Genomic DNA, 24,255 nt, shown 5'->3' with positions numbered 1-24,255 from the left:
GTCCGTCTCAGGCGCGCACCCAGCGCTGGCGCGTCCAGCCGCTGAGGGCGTCGACGGCGAACACCAACGCCAGCATGGCGAGGATCACGCTGCTGGCCTGGGCTTCCTGGAACAGGCTGAGGCTGACGTAGAGCATCTGCCCCAGGCCGCCGGCGCCGACGAAGCCGAGCACGCTGGCCATGCGGATGTTGTTTTCCCAGCGGTACAGCGAGTAGGCCAGCAGCTGCGGCCAGAGGTTGGGCAGGGTGCCGTAGCAGAAGGCGGCGACCTGCCCGCCGCCCTGTTGGCGGATGGCCTCGGCTGGGGCCGTTGGGGTGTTTTCCAGGGCTTCGGCGAACAGGCGGCCGAGCACGCCGGCGGTGTGCAGGGCCAGGGCCAGGGTGCCGGCGTTGGGGCCGAGGCCGGCGGCGAGCACCATCAGTGCGGCCCAGACCAGCTCGGGAATGGCGCGCAGGCCGTTGAGCAGCAGGCGGGTGACGGCCTGCAGTGGCTTGCCGAAACGCCCGGCGGCGGGCAGCGCCAGGAGCAGCCCGACGAGGGCCGCCAGCAGGGTGCCGAGGGCCGACATGGCGAGGGTTTCCAGGGCGCCGTGGGCGATGGCCTGCAGGTGGGGGGCGCTCAGGTCCGGTTGCAGGAAGCGCGCGGCGTAGGCGCCCATCTGCTTGAGGTTGCCCGCCTCGGTGAGGGCGAGCAGGTCCAGCCCCAGGTAGAGGAAGGAGGCGACCACGGCAGCGAGGGCCGCCAGCAGCAGGGCGGCATTGGCCAGGCGCTTCATGCCAGCCTCCCGCGCAGCACGCGGCTGAGCTGGTCGGCGAGCAGCACCAGGAGGAAGAAGGTCAGCAGCATGCTGGCCACCTCGCCACCGGCGAACATGCGCAGCGACAGGTCGATCTGCTGGCCCAGGCCGCCGGCACCGACGAAGCCCATCACCACCGAGGCGCGGATGGCGCATTCCCAGCGGTACAGGGTGTAGGAGGTCAGCTCGGCGGCGGCGTTGGGCAGCAGGCCGTAGACGAAGGCGCCCAGGCGGCCGCTGCCGGCCTGCAGCAGGGCGTGCATGGGGCGCTGGTCCACCGATTCGAGGATTTCCGCATAGACCTTGCCGAGCATGCCGGCGTAGGTGATGGCGATGGCCAGCACGCCCGCAGTGGGGCCGAGGCCGACGGCGCGGACGAAGAGCAGCGCCCAGACGATCTCCGGCACGCTACGCAGGAAGATCAGCAGCCCGCGGATGGGCCAGCGCAGGGCCTGGCCGAGGGCACTCGGGCGCCCGCCACGGGAGGCGGCGGAGAGCGACAGGGCACGGCTGGCGGCCAGGCCGGCGGGCACCGCCACCAGCAGCGCCAGGGCCATGCCGGCGGTGGCGATGGCCAGGGTCTGCAGGGTGGCGTCCAACAGCAGGGCGAGGAAGTCGGGTGTATGCGCTGGCGGCCAGAAGCCGGCGACGAAGCGGCCCATCTCGCTCTGGCTATCGGCCTGCAGCAGCACGCCCGGGTCGAGCTCGGCCAGGCGGATGCCGGGCCACAGCAGCGCGACGGCCAGCAGCGTCAGCAGCAGGCGGGGCAGGGCAGCGGGGTCGCGGGTGTCGCGGCTCAGCATCGGGGGATCTGCAGCCGCAGCGTCGCCGATGGCGGCTGCGGCGAGGCCAGTTGCTCGTTGGCGTAGAGCGCGTCGAGCAGGGGCTGGTCGACCTCGGCGGCGGGACGGTCGAAGGCGATGCGGCCCTCGCGCACGCCGATGATGCGCGGGAAATGCGCCAGGGCCAGGTCCACCGCGTGGAGGCTGGCGACCAGTGTCACGCCCTGGGCGCTGGCGTGGCGGCAGAGCACGCTGAGGGTGTGGTCGGCGAGCACCGGGTCCATCGCCGAAACCGGTTCGTCGGCGAGCAGCAGCTGCGGGGCCTGGTACAGCGCACGGGCGATGCCGACCCGTTGCAGCTGGCCGCCGGAGAGCTGCTGGCATTGGGCGAACAGCTTGTCGGCCAGGTCCAGCCGGGCGAGCACGGCGCGGGCGCCCGGGACATCCAGCGGATGCAGCAGGTTGAGCAGGGCGCGGCCCAGCCCCCACTGGCCGAGCTTGCCGGCCAGCACGGCGGTGACCACCCGTTGCCGAGGCGGCAGGGGCGGTGCCTGGTGGATCAGGCCGATGCGCGCGCGCAGGCGTTGCCGGGCTGCGGCGGAGCAGGCCCAGGGGCGTTCGCCGAGCAGCTCCACCTCGCCCGAACTGGGGCGCACGGCGCTGGCCAGCAGGGACAGCAGGCTGGATTTGCCGGCGCCGGACGGGCCGATGATGGCGACCCGTTCGCCGCTGGCGATGGCCAGGTCGACGCCACGCAGGGCCTGGACGCCGGTGCCGTGTCGCAGGCCGGCGTCGGTGAGGCGCAGGCTCATTTCAGCAGGTCGGCGGCCCGGGCGGCTTCCTCGATGCCTTTGTAGTTGTCCGGCTGGGTCTCGATGAAGCGGCTGGCGGCCTGCAGGTCGAGGATGGCCTTGTGCTCGGGGTTGGCCGGGTCGAGGGCGAGGAAGGCCTTCTTGATCTTCTCGGCCAGCGCCGGGTCGAGGGTGCCGCGCACGGTCCAGTTGTAGTCGTAGTAGGCCGGGGTGGTGGCGAACACGCGCACCTTGCTGGTGTCGACCTTGCCGGCGGCGACCAGCTTGTCCCAGACGCTGGCGTTCAGCACGCCGCCGTCCACCTTGCCGGCCTGCACCCAGGCAGCGGTGGCGTCATGGGCACCGGAATAGCCGATGCGGCTGAAGTAGCCTTCCGGCTTGATGCCGTCCTTGAGCATGAAGTAGCGCGGCATCAGGCTGCCGGAGGTGGAGGAGATGGAGCCGAAGGCGAAGGTCTTGCCCTTGAGGTCGGCCAGGGACTTCACCGCAGGGTCGGCGGTGATGAACTTGCTGGTGAACTGGGCGTCCTGCTCGCGCTGGACCAGGGGGATGGCGTTACCGGTCTTCAGGCGCACCTGGACGAAGGTGAAGCCGCCCAGCCAGGCCAGGTCCAGGCGGTCGGTGGCCAGCGCCTCGACCACCGCCGGGTAGTCGGCCACCGGGACGAACTGCACCGGCATGCCCAGTTCCTTCTCCAGGTAGGCGCCCAACGGCTTGAACTTGCGCAGCAGTTCGGTGGGGGCCTCGTCGGGGATGGCGCTGACCTTCAACACCTCGGCGGCCTGGGTGGCCAGCATGGACAGGGACAGGGTGAGGCCGGCGGTGGCGGCCAGGATGCGCTTGAGCATGGGGATTCTCCGGTTCAATAGCGGAAAAGGTGCGCAGCGGTCGCGCGTCGGGCGCGCTTGCTGAGGGTAGACGAATCGGCGGCGATTATAGGGATGGGAGGCGCAAACGCCAGCTTTGCTAGAATCCGCCGCCATCAGAGTTGCGAGGTGTGTGATGAGCGAGCCGATCCGTTTGACCCAGTACAGCCATGGCGCCGGTTGCGGCTGCAAGATCTCCCCCAAGGTGCTGGAGGTGATCCTCGCCGGCAGCGGCGCGCAGAACCTCGACCCGCGCCTGTGGGTCGGCAACGCCTCGCGTGACGACGCGGCGGTGTACGCCCTGGACGACGAGCGCGGCGTGGTCTCCACCACCGACTTCTTCATGCCCATCGTCGACGACCCCTTCGACTTCGGCCGCATCGCCGCCACCAACGCCATCAGCGACATCTACGCCATGGGCGGCGACCCGCTGATGGCCATCGCCATCCTTGGCTGGCCGGTGAACCTGCTGCCGCCGGAAGTGGCCCGCGAGGTGATCCGTGGTGGTCGCGCCGTGTGCGACGCTGCCGGCATCCCCCTGGCCGGCGGCCATTCGATCGACGCGCCGGAGCCGATCTTCGGCCTGGCCGTGACCGGTGTGGTGGAGAAGCGCCACATGAAGCGCAACGACACCGCCAGCCCCGGCTGCAAGCTCTACCTGACCAAGCCGCTGGGCATCGGCATCCTCACCACCGCCGAGAAGAAGTCCAAGCTGCGCGCCGAGGACGTGGGCCTGGCCCGCGACTGGATGTGCACCCTGAACAAGCCCGGCAGCCGTTTCGGCAAGCTGGCCGGCGTGCAGGCGATGACCGATGTCACCGGCTTCGGCCTGCTCGGCCACCTGGTGGAGATGGTCGACGGCGCCGGCGTGACCGCGCAGCTGGATTACGCCAGCGTGCCGCGCCTGCCGGGTGTCGAGCACTACCTGGCCGAAGGCTGCGTACCCGGTGGCACCCTGCGCAACTTCGACAGCTACGGCGAGCGCATCGCGCCGATCACCGACGCCCAGCGCGACCTGCTGTGCGACCCGCAGACCAGCGGCGGCCTGCTGGTGGCGGTGAGCCCGGAGGGCGAGGCGGAGTTCCTTACCGTGGCGGCCGAGCTGCGGCTGACGCTGGCGCCCATCGGCCAGCTGATCGAGCGACAGAGCCACGCGGTAGAGGTGCTGTGATGCGCGACAACGCCACCGACTACCGCGAGCTCTTCCTCAACGACGTTCCCATGATGGATATGCGTGCCCCGGTGGAATACACCAAGGGCGCCTTCCCCAATACCGAAAGCCTGCCGCTGATGACCGACATCGAGCGGCAGAAGGTCGGCACCTGCTACAAGCAGAAGGGCCAGCAGGCCGCCATCGAGCTGGGCCACCATCTGGTCTCCGGCAAGGTCAAGGCGGAACGGGTGGCGGCCTGGGCCGCCTTCGCCAGGGCCCACCCCGAGGGTTACCTGTACTGCTTCCGTGGCGGCCTGCGCTCGCAGATCGTGCAGCAGTGGCTGAAGGAGGCGGGCATCGATTACCCGCGGGTGATCGGCGGCTACAAGGCGATGCGTACCTTCCTCATCGAGACCCTCGATGCCGCGGTGGCGGAGTGCGATTTCGTCATCGTCGGCGGCATGACCGGCACCGGCAAGACCGAAGTGGTGGCGGCGCTGGCCAACAGCATCGACCTCGAGGGGCATGCCAACCACCGGGGCTCCAGCTTCGGCAAGCGCGCCACGGGGCAGCCCTCGCAGATCGACTTCGAGAACCGCATCGCCGTCGACCTGCTCAAGCGCCGCGCCCGTGGGCAGCAGCAGTTCGTGCTGGAGGACGAGAGCCGCATGATCGGCGCCTGCTCGTTGCCGTTGTCGCTGCACCAGGGCCTGCAGCGCTTCCCGCTGGTGTGGCTGGAGGACAGCCTGGAAGGGCGCATCGAGCGGATACTCAAGGACTATGTGACCGATCTGGCCGCCGAGTTCCGCATCGTGCAGGGCGAGGAGCAGGGCTTCGAGCGCTTCGCCGAGCGCCTGCTGCAGAGCATGGACAACATCCAGAAGCGCCTCGGCGGCGAACGCTACCAGCGCCTGCGCGCGGTCATGCAGGAGGCCCTCGACGAGCAGCGCCGCAGCGGCGCGGTGGAGCTGCACCGGGGCTGGATCGAAGGGCTGCTGCGCGAGTACTACGACCCGATGTACGCCTACCAGCGCGAGAGCAAGGGCGCGCGCATCGAGTTCGCCGGCGACGCCCCGGCGATCCTCGCCTACCTGCAGGCGCGCCAGGCGCAGCGCTAGTCAGGGGTAGGCGCGCTCGAAGGCGCCGAGGTCGCAGTTGACCAGGCCATCGCCGTTGCCGTCGCGCTGGCGGTCGAGCCCGCGCTGGTCGTGGCTGGAACAGTTGCCCACGCCGGCGTCGATGGCGGCGCTGGTGCGGCGCAGCGGGTGCACCCAGGCACCGTTGTTTTCCTGCAGGGGGAACAGCTGGTGGGTGAAGGTCGCCGCGTCGGCGATGTAGTTCTCCGCCAGGCAGTTGCTGCCGTCCGTGCCCAGCAGCAGGCCACGGGCGCGGAAGTCGACGGCGCCCGGCAGGCCCTGGCAGTTGCGCACCTCGTCGAACTCCGTGGCGCGGTTGCCGGCGACGATGCTGTTGCGCAGCAGCAGGTCGCCCCGGTTGGTGACGCCCCAGCCGTCGTTGCCGGCGATGGTCACGTGCAGCAGCTCGGCACGGGACTGGGCGGACAGCTGCGGCAGGAAGGGGTGGCCGTTCTCGAAGGCGCCCCGTTCGATGCTGCGGTTGCCGCTGAGGGTGCTGTTGGCCAGGCGCAGTTGCCCGGCATTGGCGATGGCCGCGCCGTAGCCGCTCCTGAGCACCTCGTTGGCCTGGAAGGTGGTGCGGGCGATGTCCGCCGAGCCCTGGTTGTAGAGCCCGCCACCCATGCCCCATTCGCCGTAGTCGGACGCCCGGTTGGCGTTGAACAGGCTGTCGCGGACGGTGAGCGTGCCCTCGTTGTACAGGGCGCCACCCTTGCCGGCGCTCTGGGCTTCCTCACCGAAGTTGCGGTTGTCGCGGAAGGTCGAGCGGTGCACCTCCAGCACGCCGAAGTTGGCGATGGCGCCGCCGTTGCCGGCCTGTGTGGCCGGGTAGGGCATGTAGACGAACACGCGGTTGTCCACCAACTCCACCTGGTTGAGCTGCACCTGGCCGTAATTGAGCAGGGCGCCGCCGTCGTAGATCTGCTGGCCACCGGTGAGGCCGAGGTTGCGCAGCTTCAGCTGGGCGCCGGCGTGCACGTGGAACAGGCGGTCCAGGCGGTTGGCGTTGAGGCGGGTCACCGCCGCGCCCCGGCCGACCAGGCTGACCTGGCCGTGTACGTCGAAGTCGCCGATGGCGTTGGCGTCTTCTTCCACGGGCCAGTTGCCGGCCGGGTCGGGGTTGGCCTTCTGCAGCAGGTAGTCGCCGGTGCTGAGGAGGATGACGGTCTCCCCCGGCGTGGCATTGGCGGTAGAAATGGCCTCGCGCAGGGAGCAATGGGCCTGGGTGCACTGGCCGTCGTCTTCATCGGCGAAGGTGTTGACGCGCAGTTCCAGCGCATCGGCGGCCAGTGGGGCGGTGAGGGCGAAAACGAGCGACAGCGAACGGTGGCAATGGCCTGGCATGGGAAGGTCCTCAGTGTGGGGAATCAGCGCTCGATTGCACGACTGAGGCCGCTGAGGTACGACAGTGCGCCGCGAAAATGGTGCCCGACTCAATCGTTGCGCACAGCCCCCACGGCGGGGCTGCGGCTGTTCGTAGGATGGCGTAGAGCGAAGCGAAACCCATCACGGCACGCTCGGGACTATTCCACGGGATCGAAGCGCTCCTGGGCGTCCATGCGGATACCGCGCAGCTGCCGTGTGTCCAGGTACGAGGCGTAGAGGGGTTCGGCGCAATAGCCGATCAGCAGGGTGCGACGGCGGCCGCCGAGGGTGTTGAGGCTGCCGGCGTGCACCAGGTCGGCATCGAACACCAGGATGTCCCCTGCGCTGCCGGAGAGCTGCAGGGTGCGGGTTTCGTCATTGACGTCGAGCGGCGGTTCTCCCGCCGCCGGGCGGTGGCTGCCGGGGACGATGCGCGTCGCGCCGTTGTCGGGGCCGTAGTCGTCGAGGTAGGCCAGGGCGTTGATGGTGTCGCCGGGGCGCTGTGCCGAGAGGTCGCGGTGCAATTGCTGGTAGCCGCCGCCGGCCAGGGGTTCGCGGCCTTCCACCTGGGCGAGGAAGAAGCGTTCGCCGATCAGTTCGCCCACCGCCGCCAGTACCGCTGGCAGGCGGCACAGGGCCTGGACCCTGGGCTCCAGGTCCAGCAGGGAATGGCGCCAGTCCCGGCCCCGGGGCACCGGCCATTGGTCCGAAGGCTTGACCCCGGCGTCGAACAGGGTGCGCAGCTCGTCCAGCCACCCGGCTGGGATCGCCTGGCGCAGCAGGGCGTAGCCATCTCGGTGGAGTTGTTCGCGGTCAGTCATGGTGTGCCCGATGTCCCTATCAGCCCGAAAGGGCGGAAGCATCGGGCAAGAGCCGGAGGATGGGCAAGTGCTGTCTTTCGGTTGGGGCACGACAGGTGCCAATGGGCCTGTGCGCGGGGCACGAATCTATGCTTGGATTACGTCTTCGGTCATCAACCGCATGGAGCGCCAGGCCGCCCCCGTGACGTATTCGAGACTCGGTGCAACCTTGCTGTGCCTGCTGCTCTGCCTCCCCGCAAGGGCGGCGCAGTACCAGGTCGTCACCGAGGAGTGGGCGCCCTACAACTACCAGCAGGATGGCCGGCTCACCGGCATGGCCACGGATATCGTCCGGGCCATCATGGCCTTGACCGGGGATGACTTCTCCGTGGCGGTGCTGCCGAGCATGCGTGCCGCCCTCGAACTGCGCACCCGACCCAGGACCATCATGTATTCGATGTTCCGCACGCCGGAGCGCGAGCTTCTGTACAAGTGGGTGGGGCCGATCGTGGAAGAGAGCATCTATCCCTATCAGCTGGCCAATGCCGCCGAGCCGCTGGATTCCCTGGCGCAGTTGCGCCGCGCCCCGCAGATCACCACCCGCCACGCCGGCCTGGTGCCGCAGACGCTGGCCGCCCAGGGCTTCGACAACCTCGACCGCAGCGCCGCCGAAAGCCAGCAGCTCTACCGCATGCTGCTGGCCGGGCGCACAGCGGTGATCGCCGGCGACACCGACGCGGGGGTGGCCTACTACAGCGGCCAACTGGGCATCGCCCCCGGCACCTTGCGGCGCATTCCCGTGGAGCTGTATCGCTCATCGCTGTACATCGCCTTCAGCCTCGACAGTGACGACGCGGTGGTCGCCGCCTGGGGCCGTGCCCTGGAGCAGTTGCGCCGTTCGGGCGAGGTGGAGCGCATCCAGCGTCGTTATGAACAGGCCCCCGGGCGATGAAAAGGCCGTGCCGGCCCGCTGATGGCCGAGCCCCTATTGAGCGTCGAGCTTCATCAGCTGGCAGATGGCCTGGTACAGAGGGCTGCCCGGTTCGCCCAGTTCGAGCACGACATCGAAGTGGTTCTTGCCAGGCACTGCGAGTGTGCGGCCTTCGAAACCGTTCCGCCGCCAGGCTGCCAGGAACTCGGCCGATTGCCAGGCGAACTCCTCGCTTTCCAGTGCGCCGTAGCTGGCTACCAGCTCACCGCTGCCTGCGCTTGGCAGGTGGAACAGCGGGCTGTTGCGACGGGCGTAATCGGCGTCGAACTGCATCCAGTCGTTGACGTAGGTGCTGCGCAACGGGTCCAGGTCGAACAGGCCGCTGATGGGCAGGGCCCCGCGCAGCACGTTGTCGGGCACCCCGTATGAGGCGTGCCAGCCACCGGCCAGAAGCATGCCGGTGAGGTGGCCGCCGGCGGAGCTGCCGCTCGCGTAGAGCCGCTGGGGGGCACCGCCGAATTCACCGACGTTCCGGTACAGCCAGGCCAGCGCACGGCGGGTCTGGTCGACGATATGGTCCAGCGTCACTGCCGGTGCCAGGTCGTATTCAAGCACCGCGACACAGGCGCCGGCAGCCGTCAGGGCCGGCGCCATGAAAGCGGAGGCGGCCTTGGAAAGCGCGCGCCAATAGCCGCCATGGACGAACAGCAGCACCGGCGCGTTTGGCTGGCTGCCGGGGAAGATGTCCAGCTTCTCATTCGCCCCGGGACCGTAGGGCACATCGCGGTGGCAGGGCAGGGAAGCGTGGGCGCTGTCGCTCAGTTCGCGGTACAGGAGCGGGTATCGCTCATAGTTGTCGACGCTCGCGCGGGCGTTGTACTGGGCTTCGAAATAGGCGGCGAGTGCAGCTGGATCTTGGGGGCGACTCATGGCGTTGGGCTCCCCTCGGGTGGGGCGGAATGGTGGGGAGTGTGCTGGGTCGGCGCTGGCCCTGGGTTCAACTGCCTATGAATTTTTCGGCGAATATCCGAGCTCCTGTGACGCAATGGTCGGTGGCCCATTGCTTGATTGCGTCGACCATTGGAGGCGGCCCGCACACATAGAGGTCGAAGTTCTGCTCGGGCTCGAGGGGAACATCCAGGTGCTCGGGGATATAGCCCCGCTTGCCGCTCCAGGCCTCGCCGGGCTGGTTGACCACCGTATGCAGGGTGAACCCCGGGATGCGTTGGTGATAGCTGGCCAGGCGCTCCAGCTCGCACAGGTCGGCCTCCTGGTTGACCCCGTAGAACAGCGTGACCGGTTGCCCATGGGGGCCGCTCTCCGCCATTTCGTCGAGCATCCCGAGGAAGGCCGAAAGCCCGGTGCCGCCCGCCGCCATTACCACGGGGCGCTCCAGTTGGCGCAGGTAGAAACTGCCCAGGGGCGCTTCGAGCTCGAGGATGTCGCCGGGCTGCCAGCGCTCGCGCAGGTAGCGGCTCATCACCCCATCGGGCAGCAGCCGCACGAGGAACTGCAGCTGGTTGCTAGCGCCAGGTCGGTTGGCGAAGGAGTACGCCCGCCAGGTGTCGGTGCCCGGCACCCGCATGCGTGCGTACTGCCCAGGGAGGAAGTCAAGCTGGCGGGGTAACTGGCTGGCATCGAGCCACAGCAGTGCCGTGCTGTCGGAGACCTGCACGACCTCGCGCACAGTGGCCGTGATGCATTCGGGGCCAGCGGCATGGCAGACGCTGGAGTCGAAGTCGAAATAGAACCTGGCATCGGAGTGCACGCGGGTCTGGCAGGTGAGCATTCGGCCCTGGGCCAGGTCGGCCGGGCTCAGGGCTTCGTCATCTACATAGTCCTGGGTATAGCGGCCGCTTTCGCAGCGGCCCTGGCAGGTGCCACAGACGCCTTCACGGCAATCCAGGGGGATCTTGATGCCGGCGCGCAAAGCGGCGTCGAGGAGGATTTCATCGTTCTGCACGGGGCAGAACAGGGTCTTGCCGTCGGCGAAGCTGAAGGCAACCTTGTGTGTCATGATCTGGAGTCTCGTGCAGTCAGAGGTGGTAGAAATCCAGCACCGAGTTGATGGTGTCGTTGAGCAGCAGCACATGCTTGCGGCTGATCAACCAGCTGTCGCCATGGGGGCGCAGGTGGTAGGTGGCGTGGCCGTAGAACTGGTCGGTGCTGGCGAGGCGGTGGAACAGGGTGTGCCAGTTCGCCTTGACCTCGAGATCCCCGTTGGCGAGTGCGCTGATGCGGACGTTGCCGACCTGGTGCAGGGTGCGCGGCATGGGCGTGGCCGAGGCGGCCTTGCCGGTGCGCAGGCGGAACACCCGGTCTTCCAGGCCACCGCGGTTGGCGTAGTAGATCAGCGACATGCTGGTTTTCGGATCAGTGGTGTACACGTGCTCCGAGTCCCACTGTGGCAGGTGGAATTCGCTGTCTTCGCTGAACAGTGCCAGGTAGCGGTCCCAGTCCTGGGCGTCGCACAAGGCGGCCTTGTTGAAGAGGAATTGTTCGACCCGGTATTGAAGCTCGGCATTCATGATTCAGAGCTCCTGCACATCGATGAGCGCGGCGGCCTTGCGGGCCAGTCCGTCGAGTAGAAAACGCTGCCAGGCTCCATGTTGATTCACGTAGAGCCCTTCGTGGGTGAATTCGATGCCGGTCAGCACCGGGGCTATCCCCAGCGCCTCGCTGTTGGGCGTCGCCCCTTCGACCCAGTGACCCGCGCCCCGGGAGATGTCGCTCCAGCGTTCCAGGCGCGCCTGGAAGCCACGCTGGGCTTCGCGGAACTCCACGAGGTCATCCGGTGTGCCCATGCCGGAGACGTTGAAGAAGTCCTCGAACTGGCGGATGCGGTTTTCCCGGTCGGCGTCGGATTCGCCTTTCACGCCCAGGCAGAAGCTATGAACCTCGGTCTTGTTCCAGGCCAGGGGGCGGACGATGCGCAGCTGCGAGCTGATCTGGTCGATGAAGAACATGCTCGGGTAGACGTTGAGGTTGCGCAGGCGGTGCATCATCCATTCGGCGCGGCCTTGGCCGTATTCCTCCACCAGGCGCGGCATGATGCTCGCGTAGCCGGGGCGGACCGAGGGGTTGGGCATTTCGCTGAAGAGCACGCTGTGGCCGTTGTCGAAGGCGAACCAGCCGTCGTCGGTGGCGCTGTCTCCGGCGCCGAGCTTGCTGTAGTCGAGGGTGTCGCCAGCGGCGTGTCCTTTTTCGGCGTTGACTTGCTGCCGGTGCTGCACGGTGGCCACGTAGTTGTAGTGCACGGTGCTGACGTGATAGCCGTCGAGGCCGTTTTCGTTCTGCAGCTTCCAGTTGCCCTCGTAGGTGTAGCTGCTGCGGCCAGGCAACACTTCCAGCTCACCGGTGGGGGATTGGGCGGTCATCATGTCGAAGAACACCTTGGCATCGCCCAGGTAGCTCTCGAGGCTGTCGACACCTTCGGTGTCGAGGCTGACGAACACGAAGCCCTTGTAGCTTTCGATGCGTGCCTTCTTCAGGCCGCGGCTGGCCTTGTCGAAGTCGGCCGGGTATTCCCCCGGCGCCTTGACCTTGACCAGGCGCCCGTCGCTTTTGTAGCACCAGGCATGAAAGGGGCAGGTGAAGGTGCTCTGGTTGCCCTTCATGACCCGGGTGAGGGTGGTGCCCCGATGCTGGCAAGCGTTGATGAGGGCATTGAGCCGGCCTTCGCCGTCGCGGGTGATGATCAGCGGCTGGCGGCCCGCGCGGATCGTGACGAAGTCATGGGGCGTGGCGATTTCGCTTTCGTGGCAGGCGTAGATCCAGTTCTTCTCGAAGATCAGTTCCATCTCGAGGTCGAACAGTCCGGGTTCGGTAAACATGTCGCGGGCGATGCGGTAAATGCCTTCCACGGGGCGGAAGTCCAGGCACCCTTCGACGAAACGTTGCCATTGAGCGGGGGATCGGGAGGTCATCAGGCGTACCTTGTTGTTGTGGTCCGATGCCACCGAATTAGACCCAGCCCCTGTCCCGGCTTCTATCCGCTTTTGCATCCAACCCTGGCCGGTTTTCGTGGCGCCTATGGCGAAAGAGCGCCCGGCCGCCCTATGCTTTGCGGCATAACAACGATAAGCCGCTCTGCCTTGAGGAACTGACTATGCCGTTTTCTCACCCCTGTGCTTCGGGACTCAAAGCCAGCCTGCGCGACATCGGCGGTGCCCGTGATTGGATGACGGCGATCGCCGGCCCCCACAGCCTGTCGGTGAGTGCCGAGCACCCCTTGGCCTTCGAGCATGCCGCCAGTCGGCTGGGGCCGCTGTCCACCGTTATCGGGCGCATCCACTACGGCACCGAGGTGGTGATAGGCGTGGAGGCGCGCGAGGGGTTTGCCAGCTACAGCATCAGCCTGCCGCTGGATGGCGAGCAGGAAATCCGTCAGGGCCGGCAGGTGCATGGTTCCGATACCCAGACCGGGATCATCGTTTGCCCCCGTGAGCAGCAACGCCTGACCATCGCCGCTGACTGCCGCAAGCTGCAGGTGGTGATTCCTTGCCAATCGATGCAGCAGGTGCTCGAGCACTTGCTGCAGCAGCCGGTCGAAGCACCGGTGCATTTCGATGCCCGCGTCGATGCCGAGCAGGGGGCGACCGCCGGCTGGTGGCGAATGGTGCGTTACCTGGCCGATGAGCTGGAGCAGGCCAGCCCGATCACCAGTCAGTTGCTGTTGGCCCGCGACCTGGAGAGCAGCCTGATCAAGGGCCTGCTTCTGTCGCAACCCAATAACTATTCCGCTGCACTGGCCCAGGTCGGTGAGCCCCGTTGCCCGGCATACGTGGGCAGGGCTCGCGAGTTCATCGAGCGCAATGCCCAGAATGAGCTGACCCTGATGGAGATCCAGGCGGTAGCCGGTGTATCGCCACAGCGGCTGCATGAGGGCTTCAAGCGCCGGTTCGGGGTGTCGCCGCTGGGTTATCTGAAGCGCTTGCGCCTGAACGGCGTGCGTCGCGATCTGCTGGAGGAGCGCGGTGTCTATACGGTTGCCGCCACGGCCACCCGTTGGGGTTTTACCCACCTGGGCCGGTTCGCCAGCGATTATCAGCAGGCCTTTGGCGAACAGCCCTCGCAGAGCCTGGCGCGCGGCAAGGCTTCCTTCACTTCCTGAGCATCAGGTCGAGCAGGGTATGACTGTCCTTGATTCGCTGCAGCACGATCTCCGAGCGGATGTCGGTGATGCCTGCGGTGCGGTTCAGCGTGTCACCACGAAGTCGGAAAAGTGCTTGAGGTTCCGCGCCTGGACCCGCAGCACATAGTTGCTGACGCCCGTGACGACATAGCCGGAAACCACCTCGGGCCACTCCTGCACGCGCTTGATGAAGGTCTCGTGCCAGTCGTCCTGGTCCTGGCGCAACGACACATGGACGATCGCCTCGAACTCGACACCCAATCGTTCGGCGTTCAGTTCCGCGCGGTATCCACTGATGATGCCTTCCTCCTCCAGTAGCCGCAGACACGCAGGCAAGCCGACGGCGAGAGCGCGACCTTCTCGGCCAGGTCCTGGTTGCTGATGCGCCCGTCGTATTGCAGAGCCTGAAGAATGCGCAGGTCAGTGGCATCCAAATTGATCAATGCAATTTCCTTCTGTTATTTCTCTGATTCTTAGAATTTTATGCTGTTTTCTGGTTTAAGGGGTGCGACTTTGCAGGAAAATTATGCCTCGGTTGGTTCATGGTTTTTCGGTAGATGAACAACGGCAAGGACCTGTGATGACCCGCTACATATCCAGCGATGGCATCGACGACAGTCATTACCGGGGCGGCGCCCATGCCGCTTATGGCCGTTACGGCGACGACGGCCAACGCTGGGAACGCGATATCGAAGTGCGCTACGTGGTGCCATCCGGCAAGGCGCGCGACCTCTCGTTGCGCCAGCGGCAGGCGACCCTGCGCTCAAGCCAGCAGGTGGCGAAGGCCGACACCGTCGATAGCGACGAAGTGCGGCTGATCATCGAATACTCCCTGAGCATCTTCTGAAGGGACTGCACACATGACTCAACCATCTGGATTTGCTTCGATCTCCAAACGTGAACAGGGCCTTCACCGTCAGCTGAGTGCTGGGCAGATGAGCATGATCGCCATCGGCGGTGCCATCGGTACCGGGCTGTTCATGGGCAGCGCCTTCGCCTTCGCCATCGGCTACGCCGGCCCCAGCGTGCTGCTCAGCTACGCCATCGGCGCCTTCATCACGTTGCTGCTGATGGGCTGCCTGGCGGAGATGACCGTGGCCCATTCCACGTCCGGCTCGTTCGGTGCGTACGCCGAGTATTACGTCAGCCCGATGGTGGGCTTCCTGGTGCGCTATGCCTACTGGGCGGCCATCGTGCTGGCCGTGGGCACCGAGGTCACCGCGATTGCGCTGTATATGAAGTACTGGTTCCCGGACGTGCCGGCCTGGATCTGGATCCTGTCGTTCTCCAGTGCGCTGGTGGCGCTCAACTCCGTCAGCGTGAAGACCTTTGGCCAGGTCGAGTACCTGTTCTCGGCGATCAAGCTGGCGGCCATCGCGGCCTTCATCCTGCTCGCTGTCTGGCTGGTGTTCGGCTCCAGTAGCGGGGAGTACGGCCTGCACCACTACACCGACCATGGCGGTTTCATGCCCCACGGCTTCAGCGGCATGTGGGTGGCGGTGATCATCTCGATCTTCAGTTACCTGAGCGTGGTGCTGATCGCCGTGGCCGCTGGCGAAGCCGAAGACCCGGAGCGTGCGGTGCGCCAGGCGTTCCGCGCGACCATCGTGCGGCTGGTGGTTTTCTACCTGCTGACCCTGGCCCTGATGCTGGCCATCGTGCCCTGGGACGAGGCTGGGAAGACCCAGAGCCCGTTCGTCACGGTGATGCAGTACATCGGCATTCCCGGGGCCACCGGCGTGATGAACTTCGTGATCCTGGTGGCGGCGCTGTCGGCCATGAACAGCCAGCTGTACATCACCACCCGCATGATGTTCAGCCTGTCTCGCGCCGGCCAGGCGCCGGCCGGCCTGGGTCGCCTGACCCGCACCGGCATCCCGCTCAATGCGCTGCTGCTGTCATGCCTGGGGATTGCGGTGGCGACCGTGCTCAGCGTGTTCTACCCGGAGGAATCCTTCAGCCTGATGATGGCCATCTCGATGTTCGGCGCGATCTTCACCTGGCTGATGATCTTCGTGACCCACCTGTTCTTCCGCCGTTACTACGCCCGCAAGCAGCAGGCATTGACGTTCAAGCTGCCGCTCTACCCCTACGGGACCCTGATAGGGCTGGTGCTGATGGCGCTGGTGCTGGTCACGGCCGTCTTCACCGAGGCGTTCCGGATGACGCTGCTGTTCGGTGCGCCTTTCCTGGTGTTGCTGACCATTGGGTAAGCGGTGTTCTTGCGGCCTCAGAGGGCGAGTGGTGCGTCTGAGAAGTGCGTCGATCCTTTGTAGCCCGAGCCGATCAACGGCAGCACATCCACCACCGGCAGGCCGCCGCGCAGGGCGGCCTCGATGCCCTGGGCGCTGTCTTCGAATACCAGGCAGCGTTGTGGCGGCAGGCCGAGGCGGCGGGCCGCCTCCAGGTGGATGGCCGGGTGGGGCTTGGCCTGGCCGGTATCGTCGAGGGTGACGACGGCGTCGAACAGCGGCGCCAGGCCCAGGGCGGCCAGGGAGCGGGTGACGATGGCCCGCGAGCCGCTGGAGGCCACCGCCATGGGCTTGAGCCCGGCGAAGCGGCGGGCGATGGCGGTGATCGGGGTGATTTCCCGCAGGTGCGTGTCCAGGTGGGCCAGGTAGTGCTGGCGCATGCGTGCCGAGACCTGTTCGCGGTGCAGCGTCACGCCGTGTTCGTGCTCGAAGGCGTCCATCAGCAGTGCTTCGGAGAGCCCGCAGCGTGCGGCGTGCCAGGCCGGGTCCATGACCTTGCCGCACGCGGCGAAGCCGGCATTCCAGGCGCTGGCATACAGCGGCAGGCTGTCCACCAGGGTGCCGTCGCAATCGAAGATCAAGCCTTCGGCGCGCTGCAGCAGTGCGTCGAGCGGGCTCATGGCTGGGCCGGCTCCCCCGGGTAGCGGGTTTCCAGCACCACGGCGAGGGCGTCCGGGCGCCAGAACTCCTGGTCGAACTCCACCGGTTGGCCCTGCTCGCCGAAGTTGAGCCGTTCCAGGTAGAAGCTGCTGGAGCCCGGGGATACCTGCAGCAGGCCGGCCTGGGCCTCGTTCATGGTTTCGGCGTGCATCAGCAGTTCGCTGCGTGATTGCACCCGGCCGAAGCGTTCGCGCAGCAGGGTGGTCAGCGAGGTGTCGAGGTCGGCGGAGAGCAGCGCCGGGCACCAGTCCACCAGCACCACGTTGCATTCCAGCAGCACCGGGCGCTGGTCGACCCAGCGCCGCCGCTGGAGGACGAACACCGGTTCCTCGGGGTGCTCCAGGCCCATGCGTTTTGCCAGCCAGGCACCGGCCGGGCGGCGCTCGGCGTGCAGGCATTCGGTGCGTGGCTCGCGGCCCTGGCGGGCGACGTATTCCATGAAGCCGATGATGCCGGTGGGGTCGTAGCGGATGCGCGGCGGGCTGACGTACCAGCCACGGCGGTTCTGCCGGTAGATCAGGCCGTCGCGCTCCAGCAGCTGCAGGGCCTGGCGCAGGGTGACGCGGGTGCAGGCGAAGCGCTCGGCCAGCTCGCGCTCCGCCGGCAGCTTGCTGTCGCCGGGAAGAAGGCCGGCGGCGAGGTCGGCCACCAGCTGGTCGCGGATGCGCAGGTAGTGCGGCAGCGAGGCGCGCCAGGCACCCGGGGGCTGGGATTCGCTGACGAACGAGGGCCGCGCCGGGTTGAGGTTCACGAGGTGGCCCCGGCGGCCTGGGGCAGGGCGCGGTCCTGGGCGTCCAGGTCCTTGCGCCAGGCGTGCAGGCCGTAGGCGGCGAGGATCACGAAGCCGGCATAGAGCGCCGCGGTGAGCTGCAGGTCCTTGTAGAGGAACAGGCCGACGTAGGCGATATCCAGCACGATCCACAGGCCCCAGCTGGCCAGGTACTTGCGCGTGGCCCAGAAGCTGGCCACCAGGCTGAAGGCGGTGAGCAGGGCGTCGACCCAGGGCACGGCCGCGTCGGTGAAGTGGTGCATCAGGCTGCCCAGCAGCACCGCGCCGAGCAGGCCGGCCAGCAGGCTGACCCGGGCCACACGCGGCGGCAGGCGCTCCACGCGGACCTTCCCGGCCACGCTCTGGCCGCTGCTCCAGCGCCACCAGCCGTAACCCTGCAGCAGGGCGAAGACCAGTTGCAGGAGCATGTCGGAGTAGAGCTTCACGCCGAAGAAGATCCAGGCGTAGAGCAGCACCGCGACGACGCTCACCGGCCAGCACCAGCGGATGCGTTGGGCGGTGAGCCAGACGCCGAGGATGTTGATGAGCACGGCGACGATTTCCAGCGTTGACATGGCGATGGCCTCGGCGGGTTCAGTACTGCGGTTTCAGCGCCTGGTGCTTGAGGGCGCGCTTCTGGGCGTCCGGCAGGTCTTCGCGGCCCTGGTAGGGGGCGCTGTACCAATGGCCGTAGGTGGGGTTGGGCAGCAGGAACCAGCGCTCGCCGAGCCAGCCGAGGTAGGGCGCGGCGGCTTGCTGCTGCTCGGCCTGGCTGCCCTTGGCACTGATGAAGTCGCCGAAGCTGTCGCCCACCAGCATCAGTACGCGGGCCTGGCTGCCGACCCAGTTGCGCCGGCAGGTCTTGTCCGAACCCGCGTCGGCGCAGCCGCCGATGGCGGTGCCGGCGGTGAGGATCTGCGCGGTGCCGTCGATGGGGAAGCCGGCGCGCCGGAGGTTGGCCAGGGTGGCCTGCTCCTGCCCGGGCTCGCGGTTGGTCAGGTAGTAGGGGGTGATGCCGCGCTGGGCCGCCGCCTGCATGAAGGCCAAGGCACCGGGCAGGGCTGGGGCTTCGGCACGGTCCACCCACTGGTACCACTGGGCATAGTCGTAGGGGGCGTCGGCGAGGATGGCGCGGGCGTTCAGCGGCACGTTGTCGAGCAGGGTCTCGTCGATGTCGACGATCAGCGCCGGTGGCAGCCCCTGGAGGTTGCGCGGGGTGCCGGCGAGGGCGTCCCAGGCGGGGTCGGCCAGGGCCTTGTCCAGCTGGCGGGTGGCGTTGGCGTAGACCTGGCGGAACAGCAGGTCGTGCTCGATGGAGGTCTGGGTCCAGAGCACCGCGTCCAGCTGGTCGTTGGCCGGCGGGTGCTGCTGGCAGCCGCCCAGCAGGGCGGCGAGCAGGGCGATGCAGGGCAGGGCGGGAATGCGCATGGCGGGCTCCTCAGAAGTTGACAGTGGCGGACAACCGCGCGGTGCGCGGGGCGCCCTGGAACAGGTAGCCGTCGCCCATGTACTCGCCGGCATCGCGCCAGTAACGCGCGTCGAAGAGGTTGTCGACGGTCAGGCGCAGCACGGTTTCGTAGCCCTCGATCGCCAGGCTGTAGCGCCCGCCGATATCGAACACGGCGTAGTCGTCCACCTTCACGTTGCCGGCCTGGCTGGCGTATTTGCTGCCGCTGTATTGCACGCCGCCGAGCAGGGCCAGGCCGGGCACGCCGGGGATGGCGTAGTCGCCATGCAGGCTGGCGCGCAGGGTGGGCACGTTGATCGCCTGGTGGCCTTCGTAGGCGGCGGTGGCGGTGCCTTCGACCCGGGCGCGGATGGCCGCAGCGCTGGCCGAGACCTGCAGGTGGTCGGTGACCCAGCCGGTGGCGGACAGCTCCAGGCCGACGTTCTTCTGCTCTCCCTGCTGCACGTAGGTGAAGGTCTGGTCGCCGTTGGGGCGCGAATACTGGTAGGCCTTGGTGATCTGGAACAGCGCGGCGGTGAGGCTGAGGCGCTGCCAGTCACGCTTGATGCCCAGCTCCAGCTGGCGCGAGGTGGTGGGCGCGAGGATTTCGTCGGCGTTGGTGGCGAACCAGGGCGCTTCGCCGCCCAGGGCCAGGCCCTTGCTGTAGCTGCCGTAGAGGGAGATGTCCGCGCGCGGCTTGTAGATCAGCGCGGCGTTGGGCAGGAACTCCCAGCGCTCGGTGTGGCGGGTGGTGTCGCCGTTCTTGTCGAAGGCTTCTTCGTCCAGGCGCACCTGGCGCCCGCCGATCACCGCCTGCCAGTGTTCGCCGTAGCTCACACGGTCGGTGGCGAACAGGCCGTACTGGCGGCTGTCCAGGCGGCGGTAGGTGTGGCCGAGGGGCACGTCGGTGGGGTCGAAGGCGGGCGTGGGCTGATGGATGTTGCCGGTGCCGACCCATTCGTTGGTGGATTTGCGGCGGTCCAGCAGGCGGCGGAAGGCGCTGGTGCCGACGGTCAGCTCATGGCTGAACGGGCCGCTGTCGAAGCGGCCGGCGAGGGCTGCCTGCAGCTCGTCGTTGCGGCGGGTGTCGCCGGGGTTGCGGAAGTCGTAGACGTCGTAGTCGCCTTCCGGGCTGAAGTAGTTGGGCACGGCGGAGCTGGCGCAGCTGGCGGAGCCGTAGCAGCCCCAGGCGAAGGAGCTGTAGTCGTCGATCACCACGCGGCTGCGGGCGGCGCTGAGGCTGCCGGTCCAGACGTCGTTGAAGAGGTACTCGAAGCGCCCGGTGAGGTTGAGCGAGTCGATGCCCACGGGCTTGGACCAGCTCTGGTCGGCGAGGCGGTCCTTGGGGTCGATGCCGCTGGGCACCACGTTGCCGCCGAGCAGCTGGTAGCCGGGCACCGAGCGTTGTTCGCGGGTCTGGTATTCGGCGTCCAGCTGCAGCAGGGCGGCGTCGCTGATGTTCCAGTCGGCGGCCAGGGAGACGAAGTCGCGGGTGCCGTCGGAGTTGTCGACGTAGGAGCGGATGTCCTCGTGGGCGAAGTTGGCGCGCAGGCCGAAGCGCTGCTCGGCGTCGAGCCAGGCGCCGACGTCGGTGGCGATGTAGCGCTCACCTTCCTCGTTGGTGGCCAGGGTCACCGAGCGCACGTCTTCCGGGCGCTTGGTGACGTAGTTGACCAGCCCGCCGGGCTCGGACACGCCGCTCTGCAGGCCGGAGAGGCCCTTGAGCACCTCGACCCGCTGCTTGTTCTCCAGGGCGACGTTCTGCTCGCCGGTGATGGTGCGGCCGTTGATCTTGTAGCTGCTGGCGGCGTTGAGGGAGAAGCCGCGGATGACGAAGTTCTCGTAGTAGCCGATAGGCGCGTAGCTGTCGCCGACCGAGGCGTCGTTGCGCAGCACTTCGCTGAGCAGCTTGGCCTGGCGGTCCTTGATCAGTTGCTCGGTGAACACCGAGACGGAGGCGGGGGTATCCAGCAGTGGGGCGTCGTCGAAGCCGCCCACCGAGGCGCTTTTCGCCTGGTAGCCGTCGCCCTCGTCGCCGTGCACGGTGACGGCATCCAGGGTGACGGTGTCGGCGGCCTGGGCCAGGGACGGGCTCAGTGACAGGGCCAGGAGCGCCAGTGCGAAGCCGTGGCGGTGCTGCAGGAACAGGGAAGGGACCATGAACGAACTCCTTGATGGACGCCGGCTGCTGAGTGAACCGCGCGACGGGAGGGCCCGGCGGGCGGCGCTGGCGTGCCTACTGCTGAAAGACGAAAGAAGAGGGTTGAATCTCAGGCCGGAGCTGCTCCGGTGGACATTGGCAAGGCTGGATCGGCCGCCCATTCCTGCAGCGAGCCGTCGTAGATCGAGACCTGTTGGCGGCCCAGCAGGGTCAGCGCCAGGGCGGTGGCAGCGGCGGAAATACCGCCGCCGCAATAAAGAATCAGCGGCTGCCCGCCATCGAGCAGCGGGGCGCCCAGCGCCTGGGCCAGTTCAGCGGGCGGCAGGTAGCGGCCCTGTTCGTCGAAGAGGCTGCGGGCCGGGCTGTTGAGGCTGCCCGGAATGCGCCCGCGACGGGCGTAGCGGGTCACCGCGCTGCCGTCGAACAGGCCGGCGGAGAGGGCGCAGACCAGGGTGCCGGGGGCGCGGCCCTCGACCACGGCGAGCACCTCCTGGCGGTTGGCCCAGAAGCCCGCCCGGGCCTGCAGCGGTGCCAGGGGCGCGGTGTCGACAGCAGCGGGTTGGTCACCCGAGGCGAGGGGCAGGCCGTCGTGCCGCCAGGCCTTGAGGCCACCATCCAGCACACGGGCGGCGATGCCGAGGCTGCGCAGCATCCACCCCAGGCGCGCGGCCCAGAAGCCGTCGTGGCGGTCGTAGAGCACGATCTCCCGGGCGGCGCCGAGGCCCAGGCGTGCCAGGGGCACCTGCAAGGCCGAGGGCGTTGGCAGGGCGAAGCTGAAGCCCGCCTCCGGGTCCGCCAGGTCATGCAGCAGATCGGCGTGGCGGGCGCCGGGGATGTGTTCGGCCTGCCAGGCCGCGTGCCCGCTGGCCACCCGGTAGTCGCCGTCGAACTGCGCGGCGGCCAGTTCCACGCTGGCATCGAGCAGCAGCAGGCCGGGCGCCTGCAGGGCCTGGTGCAGGGCCTGGGGCGAGACGAGGGTGGCAGCGTGAAGCGGGGGCATGGCGGTCTTCCTAGTTGTTATGGGTGCGGGCGAGCCGCGCGAGGTGGTCGAGCAGGCGGGCGCCCTCGCTGTCGCCGAACCAGCGGGCGTGGCCGATCAGGAACGCGTGGTAGGCGATGTCGGCGCTGGCCCGCGAGCCGACGATGCCCTCGAAGTAGTCGACTTCGTTGAGGGCGAAGTCGGCGTGCACCAGGGGCAGCAGGGCCTTGAGCGTGAGCAGGTCGTGGCGGCCGAGGGGGCGCTGGCTGGCGTAGCCCGCCAGCAGTGCGTCGACCGCATCGAGATCGGCCGTTGCGCGGCCGCCATCATCCAGTTCCAGCCAGGGAATGCAATTGCGTTCCAATGCCGTTGCCAGGTCGAACAGGGCGAAGGTCCGGTCGCTCAGGCCGAAATCAAGGACGCTCTCAACCTCCGCCGAGCCACCTTGCCCGCGCCACAGCAGGTTGGAGGCGTGCCAGTCGTTGTGGGTCCAGAGCGCCGGTTGTGCGGCCAGCAGCGGCAGCAGTTGGCGGTGGTAGGGCAGGTGCAGTTCTTTCAGCGCGTAGTGCCAGTCGTGCCCGGCCAGGTAGCGGGCCAGGGCCGGTTGCCCGGGCAGGGCCTGCTCGATGGCCCGCAGCGGGTCGGGCTGGCTGAACAAGCGCAGGTTGGCCACCAGCACCGGCGCCTGCCGGGGGGCGGCGTCGAAGCCTTCTGCGGCACAGTGCAGCCGGGCCAGGGCGGCGCCCGCCGAATGGGCGTGGTGGCGGTCGAGGAAGGGCGTCCAGGACAGGGCCTCGCGGTAGAGGTCGTCACCGGCGGCGCGGGGCAGCACTTCGTAGGTCCACTCGCCCAGGGCCAGCGCGCTGTGCCCGTCGCGGTCACGCAGGGCGGGGGTGACCGGTGCGCCGCGGTCCTGCAGGTGGCGGACGAAGCGGTGTTCCTCCTCCAGCCAGGCCGGTTCGCGCACGCGGCGGTGGTGGCGCTTGACGAACACCTCGCCGTGATCGGTGTGCACCTGGGCGGCGGCCGAGAAGGGCCGGGGGCTGTGCCAGCCGAGCTGCTGCACGGCGCCCAGCTGCGGGAAGCGTTGCAGCACCTGCTCCACATCCCGTTGCTGCAGGGCCGGCCAGTCGGCCTCCACCGGCTGCGCGCCCATGCCGTGGGCGATGCGTATCGGCTGGGTCACGGCCGTTGCTCCGTCAGGTACCGGTTGCTGGTGGCGCCGCGCCAGGCGTCCGCGTCGGCGAGCACACCGTGGCTGTGCAGCCAGTGGGCGTAAGGGGCGAGCAGTTCCTCCCGCTGCTGGCCCCAATGGCCGGCGTGCAACCAGGTGGGGGCGATGCGCTCCAGGGACTGGCTGAGCAGCTCGGTGGGGAAGTAGGGGATGGCCGCCTCGTAGGCGGGCAGGGCGCTTTGCGGGTCGGCCGCCACGGCACGGAAGCCGCGCTCGGTGGCGGCGAGGAAGGCGCGGGCGCTGTCGGGGTTGTGCTCGAACCAGTCCTGGCGGCCGCCGAGCAGGTAGCTGTGGTAGCGCGGCGCGCCGATCGCGTCCACCGGCCAGACCACGCGGCGCTCGGCGGGGATGGGGCTGCCCATCAGCGCTTCCCAGGCCCAGTAGCCGCCGAAGCTGGCGTCGGCGATACCGGCGGCCAGCTGCTCGGGGCGCAGTTCGCGCACCTGGCTGTCGACGATGATCACCGCGTCCGGGTCGCCACCGTCGGCGGCCACCAGGTGGCGCACCATGGCCAGGCCGCGCGGGGTGGGGTTGAGCGCCAGGCGCTTGCCGGCCAGGTCGCGGGGGCGCTGGATGCCGAAGTCGGTCAGGGTCTGGATGGATTCCAGGCCGGCATGGTTGATGGCCGCCACGCCCAGCAGCGGCTGGCCGAGTGCGCGGCGCACCAGCAGGCGGTTGCTGGGGAACACGCCGAGATCGGCGGCGCCTTGCAGCAGGTGTTCGAGGGTGTCGCCGCGATAGGGGTCCGGTACCTGCAACTGCACATCGAGCCCGGCGTCGCGGTACCAGCCACGTTCCCGTGCCACATAGAAACCCGCCGAATTCGGCCAGGGATGAAAATATTCCAGCATCACCCGTACAGCGATCATCCATCGTGCTCCGCATTGCCCACTGGGCCTGTGGGGGCGGATTTAACGGGCGGCGCCCTGGTATATACCAATATCGTTCAGCGCTATTGATATCTCCTGATGGAATAAA

The 24,255-nt window shown here is 68.1% G+C and carries 24 protein-coding genes and 1 pseudogene; 6 read left to right on the top strand and 19 right to left on the bottom strand.

Annotated elements, in window-relative coordinates; genetic code table 11:
• Positions 1-7: 7 nt before the first annotated feature.
• Genes phnE through PSm6_RS27370 form a run of 4 tightly spaced genes read right to left on the bottom strand, consistent with a single transcriptional unit; the run spans position 8 to position 3,238 of the window.
• A complete protein-coding gene (gene phnE / locus PSm6_RS27385) occupies positions 8-775 on the bottom strand; it encodes a phosphonate ABC transporter, permease protein PhnE (RefSeq protein ID WP_265168834.1) in 768 nt (255 codons plus the stop codon).
• Positions 772-1,599 carry a PhnE/PtxC family ABC transporter permease gene (locus tag PSm6_RS27380; RefSeq protein ID WP_265168833.1) on the bottom strand — a complete coding sequence of 276 codons (828 nt, stop codon included), beginning with the start codon at positions 1,597-1,599 and terminating at the stop codon, positions 772-774. Before PSm6_RS27380 ends, phnE begins: the two co-directional genes overlap by 4 nt.
• Positions 1,593-2,390, bottom strand: a complete 798-nt coding sequence (locus tag PSm6_RS27375; RefSeq protein ID WP_265168832.1) for a phosphonate ABC transporter ATP-binding protein — start codon at positions 2,388-2,390, stop codon at positions 1,593-1,595. Before PSm6_RS27375 ends, PSm6_RS27380 begins: the two co-directional genes overlap by 7 nt.
• The gene (locus PSm6_RS27370) at positions 2,387-3,238 is read right to left on the bottom strand and encodes a putative selenate ABC transporter substrate-binding protein (RefSeq protein ID WP_043243985.1); all 852 of its coding nucleotides are present in this window, start codon (positions 3,236-3,238) and stop codon (positions 2,387-2,389) included. The genes PSm6_RS27375 and PSm6_RS27370 overlap by 4 nt, the downstream gene beginning before the upstream one ends.
• A 154-nt stretch (positions 3,239-3,392) precedes the next feature.
• On the opposite strand from PSm6_RS27370, the gene selD reads away from it, so the two are divergent.
• A complete protein-coding gene (gene selD, locus PSm6_RS27365) occupies positions 3,393-4,427 on the top strand; it encodes a selenide, water dikinase SelD (RefSeq protein WP_265168830.1) in 1,035 nt (344 codons plus the stop codon).
• Positions 4,427-5,527 (top strand): tRNA 2-selenouridine(34) synthase MnmH, encoded by a 1,101-nt coding sequence (gene mnmH / locus PSm6_RS27360; protein ID WP_265168829.1) that lies wholly within the window; start codon positions 4,427-4,429, stop codon positions 5,525-5,527. The genes selD and mnmH overlap by 1 nt, the downstream gene beginning before the upstream one ends.
• On the opposite strand, the gene PSm6_RS27355 is transcribed toward mnmH, so the two are convergent.
• Together PSm6_RS27355 and PSm6_RS27350 are read right to left on the bottom strand one after the other, a co-directional pair.
• Positions 5,528-6,889 (bottom strand): CSLREA domain-containing protein, encoded by a 1,362-nt coding sequence (locus tag PSm6_RS27355; protein ID WP_265168827.1) that lies wholly within the window; start codon positions 6,887-6,889, stop codon positions 5,528-5,530.
• Between the two features lie 179 nt (positions 6,890-7,068).
• The gene (locus PSm6_RS27350) at positions 7,069-7,731 is read right to left on the bottom strand and encodes a phytanoyl-CoA dioxygenase family protein (RefSeq protein WP_021220225.1); all 663 of its coding nucleotides are present in this window, start codon (positions 7,729-7,731) and stop codon (positions 7,069-7,071) included.
• A gap of 160 nt (positions 7,732-7,891) precedes the next feature.
• Between PSm6_RS27350 and PSm6_RS27345 the strand changes: the two genes are divergently transcribed.
• Entirely contained in the window at positions 7,892-8,662 is a 771-nt protein-coding gene (locus tag PSm6_RS27345) for a substrate-binding periplasmic protein (RefSeq protein WP_148304289.1), read from the top strand.
• A 33-nt stretch (positions 8,663-8,695) separates the two neighbouring features.
• Here the strand turns inward: PSm6_RS27345 and PSm6_RS27340 are convergent, their stop codons facing one another.
• From PSm6_RS27340 to antA, 4 genes are all read right to left on the bottom strand, one after another.
• Entirely contained in the window at positions 8,696-9,571 is an 876-nt protein-coding gene (locus PSm6_RS27340) for an alpha/beta hydrolase (RefSeq protein WP_021220227.1), read from the bottom strand.
• 67 nt (positions 9,572-9,638) lie between these two features.
• Entirely contained in the window at positions 9,639-10,658 is a 1,020-nt protein-coding gene (antC, locus tag PSm6_RS27335; protein WP_265168823.1) for an anthranilate 1,2-dioxygenase electron transfer component AntC, read from the bottom strand.
• Between the two features lie 19 nt (positions 10,659-10,677).
• Positions 10,678-11,169, bottom strand: a complete 492-nt coding sequence (gene antB / locus PSm6_RS27330; protein ID WP_043243972.1) for an anthranilate 1,2-dioxygenase small subunit — start codon at positions 11,167-11,169, stop codon at positions 10,678-10,680.
• Between the two features lie 3 nt (positions 11,170-11,172).
• Positions 11,173-12,567: an anthranilate 1,2-dioxygenase large subunit gene (gene antA / locus PSm6_RS27325; protein WP_265168821.1), complete on the bottom strand. Its 1,395-nt coding sequence runs from the start codon at positions 12,565-12,567 to the stop codon at positions 11,173-11,175.
• A 182-nt stretch (positions 12,568-12,749) separates the two neighbouring features.
• On the opposite strand from antA, the gene PSm6_RS27320 reads away from it, so the two are divergent.
• A complete protein-coding gene (locus PSm6_RS27320) occupies positions 12,750-13,754 on the top strand; it encodes an AraC family transcriptional regulator (protein ID WP_021220231.1) in 1,005 nt (334 codons plus the stop codon).
• Here the strand turns inward: PSm6_RS27320 and PSm6_RS27315 are convergent.
• A pseudogene (locus tag PSm6_RS27315) lies at positions 13,744-14,215 on the bottom strand (Lrp/AsnC family transcriptional regulator). The gene PSm6_RS27320 and the pseudogene PSm6_RS27315 overlap by 11 nt on opposite strands.
• 140 nt (positions 14,216-14,355) lie before the next feature.
• Between PSm6_RS27315 and PSm6_RS27310 the strand changes: the two are divergent.
• On the top strand, positions 14,356-14,622 hold the full coding sequence (locus PSm6_RS27310; RefSeq protein ID WP_371876982.1) for an OprD family outer membrane porin: 267 nt from the start codon (positions 14,356-14,358) through the stop codon (positions 14,620-14,622).
• Positions 14,623-14,635: 13 nt separating this feature from the next.
• A complete protein-coding gene (locus PSm6_RS27305; protein ID WP_265168819.1) occupies positions 14,636-15,988 on the top strand; it encodes an amino acid permease in 1,353 nt (450 codons plus the stop codon).
• 17 nt (positions 15,989-16,005) lie between these two features.
• On the opposite strand, the gene PSm6_RS27300 is transcribed toward PSm6_RS27305, so the two are convergent.
• The 8 genes from PSm6_RS27300 to PSm6_RS27265 all read right to left on the bottom strand — a co-directional run bounded on the left by PSm6_RS27300 (position 16,006) and on the right by PSm6_RS27265 (position 24,146).
• Positions 16,006-16,647, bottom strand: coding sequence for an HAD family hydrolase (locus PSm6_RS27300; protein ID WP_265168817.1), 642 nt, complete (start codon positions 16,645-16,647; stop codon positions 16,006-16,008).
• Positions 16,644-17,369 carry a GntR family transcriptional regulator gene (locus PSm6_RS27295; protein WP_265170580.1) on the bottom strand — a complete coding sequence of 242 codons (726 nt, stop codon included), beginning with the start codon at positions 17,367-17,369 and terminating at the stop codon, positions 16,644-16,646. Before PSm6_RS27295 ends, PSm6_RS27300 begins: the two co-directional genes overlap by 4 nt.
• A 65-nt stretch (positions 17,370-17,434) precedes the next feature.
• On the bottom strand, positions 17,435-18,031 hold the full coding sequence (gene pnuC / locus PSm6_RS27290; protein ID WP_265168816.1) for a nicotinamide riboside transporter PnuC: 597 nt from the start codon (positions 18,029-18,031) through the stop codon (positions 17,435-17,437).
• 19 nt (positions 18,032-18,050) lie between these two features.
• Positions 18,051-18,884, bottom strand: coding sequence for an HAD family acid phosphatase (locus PSm6_RS27285; protein ID WP_265168815.1), 834 nt, complete (start codon positions 18,882-18,884; stop codon positions 18,051-18,053).
• A 10-nt stretch (positions 18,885-18,894) separates the two neighbouring features.
• Positions 18,895-21,063: a TonB-dependent siderophore receptor gene (locus tag PSm6_RS27280; RefSeq protein ID WP_265168813.1), complete on the bottom strand. Its 2,169-nt coding sequence runs from the start codon at positions 21,061-21,063 to the stop codon at positions 18,895-18,897.
• 110 nt (positions 21,064-21,173) lie between these two features.
• The gene (locus PSm6_RS27275) at positions 21,174-22,064 is read right to left on the bottom strand and encodes a sulfurtransferase (RefSeq protein ID WP_265168812.1); all 891 of its coding nucleotides are present in this window, start codon (positions 22,062-22,064) and stop codon (positions 21,174-21,176) included.
• A 10-nt stretch (positions 22,065-22,074) separates the two neighbouring features.
• Positions 22,075-23,229: a phosphotransferase enzyme family protein gene (locus PSm6_RS27270; RefSeq protein WP_265168810.1), complete on the bottom strand. Its 1,155-nt coding sequence runs from the start codon at positions 23,227-23,229 to the stop codon at positions 22,075-22,077.
• Positions 23,226-24,146: an ABC transporter substrate-binding protein gene (locus PSm6_RS27265; protein WP_021220241.1), complete on the bottom strand. Its 921-nt coding sequence runs from the start codon at positions 24,144-24,146 to the stop codon at positions 23,226-23,228. The genes PSm6_RS27270 and PSm6_RS27265 overlap by 4 nt, the downstream gene beginning before the upstream one ends.
• Positions 24,147-24,255: the final 109 nt, after the last annotated feature.

The organism is Pseudomonas solani (assembly GCF_026072635.1).
GTDB classification, from domain to species: domain Bacteria; phylum Pseudomonadota; class Gammaproteobacteria; order Pseudomonadales; family Pseudomonadaceae; genus Metapseudomonas; species Metapseudomonas solani.
This window is presented reverse-complemented; position numbering and strand designations above follow the sequence as displayed.

Excerpts from the sequence above, each read along its gene's own strand:
- phnE (WP_265168834.1), bottom strand. The coding sequence starts at position 775 with ATGAAGCGCCTGGCCAATGCCGCCCTGCTGCTGGCGGCCCTCGCTGCC.
- PSm6_RS27380 (WP_265168833.1), bottom strand. The coding sequence starts at position 1,599 with ATGCTGAGCCGCGACACCCGCGACCCCGCTGCCCTGCCCCGCCTGCTG.
- PSm6_RS27375 (WP_265168832.1), bottom strand. The coding sequence starts at position 2,390 with ATGAGCCTGCGCCTCACCGACGCCGGCCTGCGACACGGCACCGGCGTC.
- PSm6_RS27370 (WP_043243985.1), bottom strand. The coding sequence starts at position 3,238 with ATGCTCAAGCGCATCCTGGCCGCCACCGCCGGCCTCACCCTGTCCCTG.
- selD (WP_265168830.1), top strand. The coding sequence starts at position 3,393 with ATGAGCGAGCCGATCCGTTTGACCCAGTACAGCCATGGCGCCGGTTGC.
- mnmH (WP_265168829.1), top strand. The coding sequence starts at position 4,427 with ATGCGCGACAACGCCACCGACTACCGCGAGCTCTTCCTCAACGACGTT.
- PSm6_RS27355 (WP_265168827.1), bottom strand. The coding sequence starts at position 6,889 with ATGCCAGGCCATTGCCACCGTTCGCTGTCGCTCGTTTTCGCCCTCACC.
- PSm6_RS27350 (WP_021220225.1), bottom strand. The coding sequence starts at position 7,731 with ATGACTGACCGCGAACAACTCCACCGAGATGGCTACGCCCTGCTGCGC.
- PSm6_RS27345 (WP_148304289.1), top strand. The coding sequence starts at position 7,892 with ATGGAGCGCCAGGCCGCCCCCGTGACGTATTCGAGACTCGGTGCAACC.
- PSm6_RS27340 (WP_021220227.1), bottom strand. The coding sequence starts at position 9,571 with ATGAGTCGCCCCCAAGATCCAGCTGCACTCGCCGCCTATTTCGAAGCC.
- antC (WP_265168823.1), bottom strand. The coding sequence starts at position 10,658 with ATGACACACAAGGTTGCCTTCAGCTTCGCCGACGGCAAGACCCTGTTC.
- antB (WP_043243972.1), bottom strand. The coding sequence starts at position 11,169 with ATGAATGCCGAGCTTCAATACCGGGTCGAACAATTCCTCTTCAACAAG.
- antA (WP_265168821.1), bottom strand. The coding sequence starts at position 12,567 with ATGACCTCCCGATCCCCCGCTCAATGGCAACGTTTCGTCGAAGGGTGC.
- PSm6_RS27320 (WP_021220231.1), top strand. The coding sequence starts at position 12,750 with ATGCCGTTTTCTCACCCCTGTGCTTCGGGACTCAAAGCCAGCCTGCGC.
- PSm6_RS27310 (WP_371876982.1), top strand. The coding sequence starts at position 14,356 with ATGACCCGCTACATATCCAGCGATGGCATCGACGACAGTCATTACCGG.
- PSm6_RS27305 (WP_265168819.1), top strand. The coding sequence starts at position 14,636 with ATGACTCAACCATCTGGATTTGCTTCGATCTCCAAACGTGAACAGGGC.
- PSm6_RS27300 (WP_265168817.1), bottom strand. The coding sequence starts at position 16,647 with ATGAGCCCGCTCGACGCACTGCTGCAGCGCGCCGAAGGCTTGATCTTC.
- pnuC (WP_265168816.1), bottom strand. The coding sequence starts at position 18,031 with ATGTCAACGCTGGAAATCGTCGCCGTGCTCATCAACATCCTCGGCGTC.
- PSm6_RS27285 (WP_265168815.1), bottom strand. The coding sequence starts at position 18,884 with ATGCGCATTCCCGCCCTGCCCTGCATCGCCCTGCTCGCCGCCCTGCTG.
- PSm6_RS27280 (WP_265168813.1), bottom strand. The coding sequence starts at position 21,063 with ATGGTCCCTTCCCTGTTCCTGCAGCACCGCCACGGCTTCGCACTGGCG.
- PSm6_RS27275 (WP_265168812.1), bottom strand. The coding sequence starts at position 22,064 with ATGCCCCCGCTTCACGCTGCCACCCTCGTCTCGCCCCAGGCCCTGCAC.
- PSm6_RS27265 (WP_021220241.1), bottom strand. The coding sequence starts at position 24,146 with ATGATCGCTGTACGGGTGATGCTGGAATATTTTCATCCCTGGCCGAAT.